Origin of the sequence: uncultured Hymenobacter sp., assembly GCF_964243305.1 — a bacterium.
Taxonomy (GTDB): domain Bacteria; phylum Bacteroidota; class Bacteroidia; order Cytophagales; family Hymenobacteraceae; genus Hymenobacter.
In genome coordinates this window covers 1-12,324 of record NZ_CAXTEF010000021.1, presented here as the reverse complement: position 1 = coordinate 12,324, position 12,324 = coordinate 1, and the positions used below count along the sequence as shown (strand labels likewise).

Here is a 12,324-nt window from a genome sequence, read left to right as displayed (position 1 = left end):
ATGTCACAGTAAACCGGCTAATTACGTCCTACGGGCGCGCTGAGCGGGGCTGCTACTTAGGTAGCAACCCCGCTTTTTTATGGCCCAGAAACAACTCGGCAAGCCCGACAAGCTCGATAAATACCGCAATTTCCTCTTTGAGGGCGCTGAGCTGAGCGAGGAGCAGTTGCTCATGCTAAGTCGCTACCGCAAGGCCTACAACCTGGCCAGCCTCGGCTTCTCGCGCAATCAGGTACTCTCGGCTCTGGAGAAGGAGTACGAGCTGAGCACCCCCCAGCTCTACGCCATCATCCGCGAGAGTACCGAACTCTACGGCAGCGTCGCCGAAATCGACCGCAAGGGCCGCCGGCAGATTTCCATCGAGCGCTACGAGCTGCTGGCCAACCTGGCCCGCAAGGACGGCAACTACGCGGCCGCGATTCGCGCCCAGGAGAATGCCGACAAGCTGCAAGGCCTGTTCGAGCCGGAAAAGGCGGGCATGGACCCCAAAGCCTTCCTGGTGCCCGTGCCGATGATGTTCACCACCGACCCGGCCGTGCTGCGCGAGCAGCAGCAGGAAGATACCGACTACACCGACTACGAGGATGCGGAGTAGCAAATTCCAGGACCAGCAGCGCCGCGTCTACGTCAACGACAAGCAGCGGCAATTTCTCAGCGCCCGGCAGAAGCGCCGGACTTACGTGGGGGGTAGGGGCAGTGGCAAAACGTCCGTGGCCGGCCACCAGACCCGCATGGAGATGAACTACCTGCCCCGCGCCAAGGTGTTCCTGGCGGGCCTCACCTACACGCAGCTGCGCCTGAACACGGTGCCGGCGATGGAGGACTCGTGGAAGGCGCACGGCCTGCGCGAGTACAACGACAAGCTGGGGGTAGGGCACTACGTCATCGGCAAGCGCCCCCCGGTGGACTGGCTCAAGCCCTATCAGCCGCCCCAGACCTACGAAAACGTCGTCTCGTTTATCAACGGCTACACCGTGCAGCTGCTGAGCATGGACCGCTCCGAGCTGAACCGGGGCGGCAACTTCGACGGCGGCCACATCGATGAGTCGGGCCTGGTCAGGCACGAGCACGTGACCAAGATTCTGAGCCCCATGATTCGGGGCAACATCTACCGCTTCAGCCACTACCTGCACCAAACGCTCTGCGACTATACGTCCGTGCCCTGGCTGCCTTCGGGCCAGTGGGTGTTCAACACGGAAGAATTGGCCAAGTCGGAGCCGGAAGATTATTTCTTCCTGGAATCCACTGCCTACGACAACGTGGACGTGCTGGGCGAGAAGTACCTGCGCAACCTGCGCAACGGCATGAGCCAGCTGGAGTGGGACGTGGAGGTGATGAACCAGCGCCTCACCAAGCTGCCTAATTCCTTCTACCCCGCCTTCAACGAGGAAAAGCACGGGGTCTGGAAAACCTACTCCTACGAGTATGACGAGGCCACGGGCCTGACCCTGCCCACGGACAGCGACCGTGATAGCAAGCGCCCCCTAGAGGCCAGCTTTGACTTCAACGCGGCCTTCACCTCCCTGACCCTGCACCAGGAGCACGGCATGGAGTTCCGCACCCTTGACGCGCTGTGGGTGACCCAGAGCACCACCAGCGTCCTCGATGCGCTGGTTGCCAAGTTCTGCGACAACTACGAGGACCACCAGGCCAAGCACCTCATTATCTACGGGGATAGGAACGGCAACAACAAGCAGGCGAACTCCAACCTGACCTACTACCAGCAGATTCAGCTCAAGCTTCAGGAGCGGGGCTGGTCCTCGGAGGTGATGGTCGATGGCCTCGACCCCGACCACCGCCTCAAGCACATTGCCATCAACGAGCTGCTGGCCGAGACCAACCCGCGTTTACCCCTGATCCGCATCAACCGCAACAAGGCCAAGTTTCTCATCATCTCCATTCAGCAGTCGCCCATCACGCCCGACTGGAAGAAGAACAAAAACAGTGAGAAGATGAACATCCCCCAGGAGCGCGCTACTCACCTCTCGGACTGCTTCGACAACATCGTCTATCGGAAGTACGGCCACCTCTTCGGCCGGGCCGATACTTCCTACCAGGTGTACTTCCTGGGCCGCGGCTAAGACAGGTAGGACATGAGGCAGACTTACTAGCGGCAATTGCCATTTGAACGTACTAAGAAAGGGCCCTGGCACTATTGCCAGGGCCCTTTTTGCTGTCCGCGCCAGCCGGACACCCCGTTCATATATTCCCTAAAAATTGCCGCTCTGGCAATTGCCGGATGCTAAAGGGCGCGCTCTCTAGCGTGCGTCAGACAATAAAAAAGCGGGCAATTCCGGCGTCAAGGCGCTGATTTTCGGGCGCCTACCCCCCAAAGCCGCAATAAAATGCGGTTTTACTATTTCCGTCCTACGGGCCGGCGGGCAACTGCGACATCTTGAGGGCTATGGAACGCATTCATATCAGCACGGTGCTGGCCGAGATTGACCTGGGCGAGGCGGACGGCAGTCCCCGCACTTTCTCGCTTCAGTACTACAAAACGGACGGCACGAAGGGGCGCAAGGCCACGCTGCGCAAGAGCGGCGCCAGCGGGGCCGGCCCCGGCCCGGCTGCCGGCAGCGGCGGCTTCCGCTACAAGGTTAAGGAAAAGGGCACCCTCCAGGTCGTGGACCAGAAAACGGGCAAGCCGCTGGGGTTGAAAATCATTTTGCTCACGCATTACAACGGGGTGCTCATCCGCCACGCCTAGCCACATGACGGACAACATCCAACAAATAGGGGAGGACCTCTACGTCCTGAAGGGGGTAGGGGCGGTGGTCGAGTTTGCCGGCGGCAAGGGCCAGGACGTGAATTTCGGCGCCCAGTCGGCGCTGAAGAGCGGCGGGCTGGAAATCGCGCCTTGGGGCGCCAGCAACTTGCAGCCGCAGGAGATGCTCAAGCTGGTGTTCAACAACCACCTCAAGCCCCAGCTACTGCTCACGAGCCGGGATTTTCTGCTCGGCTCGCGCCTGGGCATTTTCACCCGCCAGATTGTGGCCGGCAAGCTCGTGCTGGAGCCGGTGCTTGACCGGGAAATGGAGGAGTGGCTGGAGCTGATTGACGCCGATTTCGTGCTGGCCAGCTCGGCCATGAACCTGGAGTACTTCGGCAACTACTTCACGGCCTTCTCGCTCGATGGCGCCTCGTCGGTCGGCGACATGGTGCCCTTCGACGCGCCCACGGTGCGCGCCGCCGTCACCACGGCCCGCCGGCCCGAGAAGTACCACCTGCACCCGGACTGGGCCAATTTCAAGGCCTCGGAGGTGAAGACCCTGCCGGCCTACGACCGCCGCAACCCGGCCAGGTACGGCGATTTCATCTACCACGGCCGCGACTGGACGCCGGGGCAGAAGTACTACGACTCCACCGCCTGGTGGGGCACCCGCAAGTGGACGGAGGTCAGCAACAAAATTCCCAAATACCACTCCTCCGGGCTCGATAACGGCTACAACGTCAAGTACCACATCAAAATCCCGAAGGATTATTTCCTCCAGTTCGGCGACGCCAAGGCCCAGGCCAAGGCCGAAAAGGAGCTGATGGAGAACATGAACACGATGCTGGCCGGCGTCGACAACGTCGATAAGGCCTTCGTGAGCAAGTTCGGCGTCGATGCCCAGGGCAAGTCGCTGCCGGGCTGGGAAATCGTGCCCATCGAGAACAAGATGACCGACAAGGCCTACGACTCGGTGAACAACCAGGCCAACATCGCCCACACCTCCGGCCACGGCATCGACCCCAGCCTGGCTGGCATCGACACCGGCAGCAAAATGGGGGGTAGCGGCAGCGAGAAGCGCATCAGCTACCAGCTGCATATCGCCCTGCGCACGCCCGTCAAGCGCCGCATCCTGCTGGGCCAGTTCGAGGCGGCCAAGAAAATCATGGGCTTCAACCCCGAGCACGTCTTCGGCTTCGAGGACATCGACATCGTGACCATTGCCGAGAACCCCACGGGCAAGCAGAAGACCGTCAACCAGTCGATGTAGGGCCATACTTCACTTATAAGTTAAGTTGTCAATGCTGTTTACAAGTACCGACGAGCTGAAGGCCGCCCTGGGCACGCTGCACAAAAACCTGCGCTTCGAGACGCTGCTTTCCTTCGTGGAGCAGGCCGAGGCCAAGCACCTGGCGCCGGCCGTAGGGCTGGAGCTGCTCGAAAAGCTCGCCGAGCCCACGGCCCAGCTCAGCGCCGACTACCTGGCCCTGCGCACCCGCCTGCGGGCGCCGCTGGTGCATTATGCCGTGCTCGAAGCCGCTCCCTTCCTGGCCGTGGCCATGGGCGAGCTGGGCCTGGTCGAGCAGAGCGCCGGCAACGCCACGCCCACCCGCCAATGGGTGTACCACAACTTCGTGGACGCCGCCGCCGAGCAGGCCGACCAGCTGCTGGACGTGGCCCTGGTGTGGCTGGAGTTCAAGGCCGCCGAGTTCCCCGAGTACGCGGAGTCGGAAACCGTCCGCGAAAGCCGCGCCCAGCTGTTGCGCAATGCCCACGAGCTGGGCAAGTACCTGAGCATCAAGAACAGTCGCCGCGCCTACCTGGCCCTGCTGCCGTTCCTCTCGCGGGTCGAGGAGCTGGACCTGCGCCCGCTGCTGGGCAACGAGCGCCTCGACGCGCTGCACGAAGCCCTGGCCGCCGGCCCGGCGCTCAGCGCCGCCGATAAAGACCTGCTGGCCGCCGTGCGCCCGGCGCTGGCGCACGGGGCGATGGCTGCGGCCCTGCCCGAACTCTCGGTGAGCGTCACCGGCGCCGGCATCCGGGTGCTGAGCGACAACGACGGCATCCGCCAGCGCCAGGCCGCCTCGCCCGAGGTGGTGGCCGGCCTCAGCCGCCGGGCGCAGGGCCTGGCCACGCAGTACCTCGAACGCCTCAACCGCCTGGTCGACGCCGGGCGCACGGCTCCGGGCGACGAGCCCTGGGCGGCCGAGCTGCCCGACAATTCCAACTCCCCCTCCTTTCGCGTCTGATGCTGCGCCTGCTCAAACTCGAACCCCTGGAAATGCTCCAGTACTTGGCCATCGGCGCCGCCGGCCTCGGCGGCTTTGTGGAGATGCACATCTGGTCGCCGGCCTACACCTACTACCTGCTGCTGGTGCTCGTCGTGCTCGACGTGGTGACCAACAACTTTCTGCTCGGCAAGCGCCTGGTGCCGCGCAACCTGGCCCTGCGCCTGATGGCCTACACCGTGCTGCTGGCCCTGGCCCACGGCTTTTCCCAGCACGAGAAGGGGCTGTTTTTCCTCTCCCAGCTGGCCCTGGCTCCCTTCGTCATCGTGCACATGCGCCGGCTCATCATCACCTTCGGCAAGCTGGATTTGGTTGATAATGAGGTCGCTGACCTGCTGGGCAAGCGCATTACGCGCGCCGCTGAGGCGGCGGCTGAGGCGACAGTGGCTCTGCCGAAGCCGGTAGCCGAGCCTGAACCGCAACCCGCCCTTCCCGCCGCCTGATGCCCACGTTTCGCCTCGACGGCCGCCCCCACCACCTGCCCGAGCGCTGGGCCGAGCTGAGCCAGGCCCAGCTGCTGGCTGCCGCCCCGCAGCTGGCCGGCCCCGACTCGGCCGCCGCCCGGCTGGCCATCGTGCGCGCCTGGTGCCCCAAGCTCCGGGATAAGGACGTGCGCCGCCTCACGGCCGACCAGCTCTGGGACCTGCTGAGTGAGGTCGGCTGGGTCTGGCGCGAGGAGGTCAACACCAGCGCCCTGGCCAGCTTCCGCCACCGGGGCCGGGTCTACCTGCTGCCCGAAGCGCAGCTGCTCGATGCCGTGCTCGTGGAGTACGCGATGGCCTGCGTGTTCTTTCAGCAGTTTGCCCGGCCGGGGCGCCAGCCCGCCGGCCCGCAGGCCCTCGACCAGCTCGTAGCCACGCTCTGCCGCCCCCAGGCCGCCAGCCTCGACGTGAACGACCCGCAGTGGGACGGCCAGCGCCGCGAGAAGTACAACGGCAAAATCGCGGAGGCCCGCGCCCAGGAGCTGGCCGACCTGCCGCTAGGGGTAAAAATCGTCGTGCTGCACCATTTCCTCCAGGCCAAGCGCTTCATTCACAGCGCCTATCCCGACTTATTTAAGAAGCTGACGCCCGGGGCGGGGCCCGCCCCCGCCCCGCCGCCCAGCAGCGACGGCACGGAGGCGCTGGAGCTGCTGGCCGAGCTGGCCGAGCGCGGCACCTACGGCACCTACGAGCAGACGGCTACCACGAGCCTGCACACCATTTTCTTCAACCAGGCCAAGCAGGCCCGCCGCCGGCGCGAAGCCGAAAAAGAGTAGCTTATGAGGCAGATTTCCGAAACGGGCCTGGCCCTGATTAAGCGCGAGGAATCCTTCCGCGCCACCTGGTACCGCTGTGAGGCCGGCCGCCCCACTATCGGCTACGGCCACGTGCTAGTGGCCGGCGAAGAAAAGCTTTATAAGTCGCGCCTCACTGAAGCCCAGGCCACGGAGCTGCTGCGCCAGGACGTGAGCCGCCAGTACGGCGCCCACGTGGCCCGGCGCCTCACGCGCCCAGTAACGCAGCAGCAGTTTGATGCGATGGTGTCGCTGTGCTTCAACATCGGCACGGGCGGCTTCGACAAGTCGTCAGTGCTGCGCCTGACCAATGCCGGCAACGCCACGGCCGCCGCCATCACGGCCGCGTTCGCGGCCTGGAACAAAGTAACTGACCCTAAAACCAAGCTGCTGCGCCCCAGCGCCGGCCTCACCGCCCGCCGCGCCCGCGAAGCCGCGCTCTACCTGCACGCATGAAAACAGCCCTCCTCATCGCCCTGTGTTCGCTAAGCCTGGCCTGCTGCACCACGAACCGGCTCGTGGCGGAAGCCGAGGCTCCGGCCACCTCCCGAAGCAGCTCGGTCAGCCTCGACTCGCTGGCCCAGCTGCCGGCGTACCTAGTGCCGGCGCCGGCCGGCTCCAGCCCGCGTCAGCGCCGGCAGTGGCAAAAGGCCCAGGCCGCCAACCTGGCCCGCGCCGGCCACGCCCCGGCCAAAGTGAAGCTGCACAAAAGCACCGTGGCTGCCGGCGCCGGGGCCGTGGCCATCAGCAAGCCCCAGGCGCCGGTAGCGACCGGCGCCGGCAGCACGGCCACGGATGCCCGCAAGCAGGGCCAGCGAGGCGGTGCGGGCGCGGTAGGCCCCGATGCCTCGGCCACGGCCACTACGAAGAGCGGCCTGAGCTACTGGTGGCTGCTCGTGCCGGCGGTCGGGCTGCTCTACTGGCAGCGCAAGCGCCTGCTAGCCATAATGCTTTGAAACCTCTTGTTCAAGGGTAAATTAGAGATAGTGTAAATTTTTTAGCCCTTCAGAAAAATATTTTTTCAAGAAAATCCCTCGCGCGTATTGTTAATATAATTAGTATATGTTATCAATTAATACGTGTGCGGGCGCGCGCGAGCAGAGCATATATGTTTTGCTATGTATGCCCCGTTAAGGTTTTTGGTACCGCTATGTAGGTGCTACCTTTGGTTTATCGCACGGTTACTCCACCTCACCTCGGCTAGTCCCTAAAAAGACAGAACCCTGGCCGGTAGGACGGCCAGGGTTCTAAAGAAGCAGGTGGAACAAGCACCTAACTTCTTTCTCCAACATGAGAGACGAACGTGCGAAGACGGGGCTCGACCTGAAGGTCAGGCTCCGACTACCCCCTGAGCTAGTCAAGTGGCTCGTGGGGTTTCTAGTGAGTGGCAGCGCCCTATCGGCAGCCGCTCATTGGATTAAGTAGGCTACAAGGGCCGTGCCGCGAGGGGCGGCCCTTGTTTACTGTGCTGACTATCGGAACAAATATACGGCCGGCATGTGAATTTGTGCTATTATCACTATTATAAATAGTACAAAATGCCCTGGCCCTCCGCTGGGGCATTTTTAGTCCTACTCCCCGCTGGCCTGCGCCCGCATCTTGGGAGCATGAGTGACTTCCAGGCCGACTTTAAGCGCATCCTCGACGAGGAAGTGGGCAACTACGCCGCCCGGGCGCTGGCGCTGCTTTCCGCTGCCATTCAGGCTAAGGGCCTCGTGCTGAGCGAGCAGCTGCTTCAGTCGCTGCGCTCGGAGGTCGTGGCCGCCAGCGCCCAGCACGTGGCCAGCATGGGCATCGCCTTCGAGCAGTACGGCCGCATCCGCGACATGAAGGGCCTCAATCGCACCAAGGCCCCGCCCATTGAGGAGATTGAGAAGTTCGTGCGCAAAGTGGGCCTGGCCCGCTTCGACTACATCCCCGGCTACACGGACCGCTCGAAGGTGTCGCCCACCTCGAGCATGGCCATCAACCGCATCGCCTGGGGCATCGCCCGCGCCAAGCTGCGCGACAAGAGCGAGGTGCGGCCCAAGCGCTGGTTCGCCAAAACCTTCTACGCCAGCATCAACCGCTTCATCGACGCGGTCACCACCCGCTACGCCGCCCAGACCGGCCAGCACATCGCCGGCCTCATCCGCCTCTAATCGCATCATGGCTAACGTCAGACAGGATAACGTCCAGATTAAGCTCGAAATCGACGGCTCGCAGTCGCGCACCGAACTCGACAACCTGAGCCGCAAGTCCAAAGTGCTGCAAGAAGACCTCAAAGGCTTGCGCAAGGGCACCCAGGAGTACGTCGATAAAAACCAGGAGCTGCGCCAGGTCACCGCCCGCATGGGCGAGCTGCAGAAGGAAATCGGGCTGACCTCGCTCAACATCAACCAGCTCAGGGCCCTCTCGGGCCAGCTTAACCGTGAGTTGCTCACGCTCACGCCCAGCACGCAGGCCTTCACCGACAAAGCCAAGCAAATTGCCGAGGTGGATGGGCGCTTGGCCCAGGTGCGCGACGAAGCCCGGAAGGTAAAGGAGGAGCTGGAAAACAGCGGCAACGGCTTCCTCTCGTTCGTGAAGAAGTCGGCCGCCTTCGCCGGCATTCAACTCGGCATCGAGGGCGTGGTCAGTGGTCTCAGGCAGCTGGGCTCCGAGAGCATCGACGCCGCGGCCGAAGGCTCGGATGCCATCGCCGACATGGAAAAGAGCCTGGGCGTCACGACGGAGGGCGCCAAGGCCCTACGCGAGCAACTGGAGGGCATCGACACGCGCACGACGCAGGAAGATTTGGAGGGCATTGCCATTGCCGGCGGCCAGCTGGGCGTGGCCGCCGCCGACGTGGACGAATTCACCGTCGCCGTGGACCAGGCCGTTGTCGCCCTGGGCGACGAGTTCACCGGCGGCGTGGACCAGGTGACCAAGGAGATTGGCGGCCTGCAAAAGCTGTTCAAGGAGACGGCCGACTTAAAGCCCGACCAGGCCATCACCAAAATTGGCTCGGCCCTCAACGCCCTGGGCGCCGATGGCGCGGCCACGGCGCCGGTCGTGGCCGAATTTGCGGCCCGCATCGGCCAGCTCGGCGACCTGGCCCCGCAGATTTCCCAGACCCTGGGCCTGGGCGCCGCCTTTCAGGAGCTGGGCTTGTCGGCCGAGATTTCGAGCGGCGGCCTCACCAACGTGCTGCTCACCGCCTCGAAGGACACGGCCGGCTTCGCCAAGCAGCTGGGCCTGACCCAGAAGCAGTTCGTAGGGCTGCTAAATTCCGACCCTAACGAGGTGATTCTTAAGCTGGCTGAAAGCCTCAAGGGCGCCAGCAACACGGAGATTGTGGCCACGCTCGACAAGCTCGGCATCAAGAGCCAGGAGGCTACCAAGGTGGTGAGCCTGCTGGCCAACCAGACCGACATCGTGCGCCAGAAGCAGGCCCTGGCCGCGGCCGAGATGCAGAAGGGCACGAGCCTGACGGAGGAGTTCACCAAGAAAAACACCAACTCGGCCGCCGAGATTGCCAAGGCCGAGAAGGGTTTCGCGCAGTACCGGCGCGAGCTGGGGGAGCAGCTGATTCCGATTTACATCGCTGCCCTTCAGTATTCAGGCCTGTTCCTGGCCATTCTGAAAGGTATCCCGGCGTTCGTACGCGAGAACAGTGCCGTGCTCAAGGGGCTGGCCGTGGCCCTGCTGGCGCTCAATGCCCAGCAGATTGCCACTAATGCGGCCACGCTCTACGGCACAGTGGTCGAAAAAGGCCGGGCCGTGGCGCTGCGGGCCAGCGCCATTGCCCAGCGGCTGCTCAACGGGGCCATGACCGCCAACCCTATTGGCCTGGTCGTGGCCGCCGTGGCGCTGCTCGTCGGCGGCTTCATCACGCTCTACGAGCGCAGCGAGCGGGTGCGCGAAACCATCGCGGGCCTGGGCAATGTGGCCAGGTTCGTGTTCACCAACATCAAGGAGGTGGCCCTGACCTCGCTGGGCGGCATCGGCAACCTGCTGGCCGGCATCTTCACCTTCAACCCGGCCCAGATTCAGGCCGGCCTGGCCGAGCTGAAAAAGGCCGGCGGCGACGTCTCGAAAGCCTACAACGAGGGCTTCGCTGCCCAGCAGGCCAAGGAGCACGCCGCCCAGGGCGGCCGCGAGGAAAAGCGCCAGCAGGACAACACCGCCCGCGACCAGAAAGCCGCCGCCGACAAGCTCCAGCGTGAAAAGCAGGCCGCCGCCAACCTGGCCGCCGCCCTGGCCGAGGAAGAGCAGAAAAACCACGTGCAGCAGCTCAAGCTGCGCGAGATTCAGTTGCAGCGCCAGTTGGCCGCCGCCCAGGAGGGCAGTGAGCAGGAGCTGAAGGTGAAGAAGCAGCTCGTGCTGGTGGCCCGCGACATTGAGCTGGCGGACGCCAAGAAAACCGCCGACGAGCGGGTGCTGATTCAGGGCAAAGCGCAGCTGGAGCTGGACAAGCTCAACGCTGACTTTCGCAAGAAAAAAGCCGAGGACGCCCGCAAGCAGGCCGAAGCCGATAGAAAGGAGGCTGAGAAAGCGGCGCTCGAAGAAGCCGAAGCCGCCGCCAACATCCTGCGCCGGCAGGCCGCCCTGGAGAAGGACGAGTATAAGCGTAGGGCCGAGGAGCTGCGCGCTGCCGCCGCGGCCGAGTCGGTTAAGCTCAAGGGCACGGATAGTCAGGTGGCCGAGCAGCGCCGCCTGATTCAGGCCAAGCTTCAGCAGGACTTGCTGGCCCTGGAGGCTGACCGGGTCGAGAAGCAGGGCCAGATTGTCCGGCGCATCGAGCAGATTGACCAGGACATTGCTCTGAGCCGGGCGCAGCGCGCGGGGCAGCGCGCCCCGGAGGGCAGCGACGCGCGCAAGCGCGCCGATGAGGACGAGCTGGCCGCCCAGCGCGCCAAGCTCGACAGCCAGTACGCGGCCGAGTTGTTTCAGGCGGACCTGACCGAAGCCGAGAAGCTGGCCATCTCGCGCCGCTACCTGGAGGAAAAGGACGTGCTGGAAGAGGAATTCGCCGACCGCGCCCGCAGCCGGAACAGGGCCACGGCCGAGTTTGGCCTGCAAGTCTCCCAGCAGGCCGTGCAGGTGGTTGGCGACTTCGAGAAAATCGGCTCGGACAAGGCCCTGGCCCGCGCCGAGAAAGACAAGAAAGCCAAGCTGCTGAAGCTCGACCAGGAGTACAAGGCCGGCGTCATCAGCAAGGACGCCTACGAGCAGCAAAAGTCCACCATCGAATCAAACTACGACGCGAAAACGCGCTCCATTAAAAAGCAGGCAGCCGAAAAGGAAAAGCAGTTTGCGATTGCGCAGGCCATCATTTCGGGTACGCTGGCCGTCATCGAGGCCGCGCCCAATATTCCGCTTCAGATTGCTACCGGCCTGATGGCCGCCGCCGGCGTCGCTAAAATCATTGCTACCCCCATTCCAGAGTTCGCGAAGGGCGGGGTGGTCGGCCCGAAGCTGAGCTGGCGCGAGAAGGTGCGGCATTTCGCCAGCGGGGGCAAAATCAACCCCACCGCCGGCGTAGCGAATGCGGGCCAGCTGCACAGTGGGGGCGGCATCCGCATGGTTGACGGGGCCACCGGCGAGCACCTGGGCGAGTGGGAGCGGGGCGAGCCCTACATGATTTTATCCCGCTCGACCTACGCCAACAACCGCGAGCTGGTCGATGAGCTGCTCGACACGAGCCTGCACCGCGGCGGCGCCCCGGTGCGCCGCCGGCCGGGCGGCTACTACGAAGAGGGGGGCGTAACTGGCGCCGCGCCGGCCGCCGGCCCGGCGCCCGCTGCCGGCGGGGCCGATAAATCCGAGCAGCTGCTAACCCAGATTCGCGACGGCATCGAGCGCATTCCTTCCCGGCTGCGCATCGACTGGGATGCCGAGGACACGGCCAACGTCGAAACCCGGCTCAGCGAGCGCGAAGCGGATAGGAGTGGGGCGCAGATTCGGTAAACTGCCACAGAAACTGCCTCCCTAAATGCAAAAAGGCCGTTTCCGGTGAGGAAACGGCCTTCTCAGTGGTCGCGCTAGGAATCGAACCTAGATCAAGAGCTTCGGAAACTCTCATACTA

Annotated in this window: 11 protein-coding genes; all 11 read left to right on the top strand. The window is 64.0% G+C overall.

From position 1 onward, the window contains the following. Positions 1-79: 79 nt before the first annotated feature. The 11 genes from ACFE70_RS12680 to ACFE70_RS12630 all read left to right on the top strand — a co-directional run bounded on the left by ACFE70_RS12680 (position 80) and on the right by ACFE70_RS12630 (position 12,205). The gene (locus ACFE70_RS12680) at positions 80-595 is read left to right on the top strand and encodes a hypothetical protein (protein WP_375418122.1); all 516 of its coding nucleotides are present in this window, start codon (positions 80-82) and stop codon (positions 593-595) included. After that, positions 585-2,081: a hypothetical protein gene (locus tag ACFE70_RS12675; protein WP_375418121.1), complete on the top strand. Its 1,497-nt coding sequence runs from the start codon at positions 585-587 to the stop codon at positions 2,079-2,081. The genes ACFE70_RS12680 and ACFE70_RS12675 overlap by 11 nt, the downstream gene beginning before the upstream one ends. A gap of 323 nt (positions 2,082-2,404) precedes the next feature. Beyond that, a complete protein-coding gene (locus ACFE70_RS12670) occupies positions 2,405-2,707 on the top strand; it encodes a hypothetical protein (protein ID WP_375418120.1) in 303 nt (100 codons plus the stop codon). Between the two features lie 4 nt (positions 2,708-2,711). Then, positions 2,712-3,980, top strand: a complete 1,269-nt coding sequence (locus tag ACFE70_RS12665; RefSeq protein ID WP_375418119.1) for a hypothetical protein — start codon at positions 2,712-2,714, stop codon at positions 3,978-3,980. 31 nt (positions 3,981-4,011) lie between these two features. Next, positions 4,012-4,959 carry a DUF6712 family protein gene (locus ACFE70_RS12660; RefSeq protein WP_375418118.1) on the top strand — a complete coding sequence of 316 codons (948 nt, stop codon included), beginning with the start codon at positions 4,012-4,014 and terminating at the stop codon, positions 4,957-4,959. Then, a complete protein-coding gene (locus tag ACFE70_RS12655; protein ID WP_375418117.1) occupies positions 4,959-5,441 on the top strand; it encodes a hypothetical protein in 483 nt (160 codons plus the stop codon). The genes ACFE70_RS12660 and ACFE70_RS12655 overlap by 1 nt, the downstream gene beginning before the upstream one ends. Next, entirely contained in the window at positions 5,441-6,256 is an 816-nt protein-coding gene (locus ACFE70_RS12650; protein WP_375418116.1) for a hypothetical protein, read from the top strand. The genes ACFE70_RS12655 and ACFE70_RS12650 overlap by 1 nt, the downstream gene beginning before the upstream one ends. A gap of 3 nt (positions 6,257-6,259) precedes the next feature. Continuing rightward, positions 6,260-6,730 (top strand): lysozyme, encoded by a 471-nt coding sequence (locus tag ACFE70_RS12645; protein ID WP_375418115.1) that lies wholly within the window; start codon positions 6,260-6,262, stop codon positions 6,728-6,730. Further along, on the top strand, positions 6,727-7,230 hold the full coding sequence (locus ACFE70_RS12640; protein WP_375418114.1) for a hypothetical protein: 504 nt from the start codon (positions 6,727-6,729) through the stop codon (positions 7,228-7,230). Before ACFE70_RS12645 ends, ACFE70_RS12640 begins: the two co-directional genes overlap by 4 nt. 651 nt (positions 7,231-7,881) lie before the next feature. Next, the gene (locus tag ACFE70_RS12635) at positions 7,882-8,415 is read left to right on the top strand and encodes a hypothetical protein (RefSeq protein ID WP_375418113.1); all 534 of its coding nucleotides are present in this window, start codon (positions 7,882-7,884) and stop codon (positions 8,413-8,415) included. A gap of 7 nt (positions 8,416-8,422) precedes the next feature. Further along, on the top strand, positions 8,423-12,205 hold the full coding sequence (locus ACFE70_RS12630) for a hypothetical protein (RefSeq protein ID WP_375418112.1): 3,783 nt from the start codon (positions 8,423-8,425) through the stop codon (positions 12,203-12,205). Positions 12,206-12,324 lie beyond the last annotated feature (119 nt).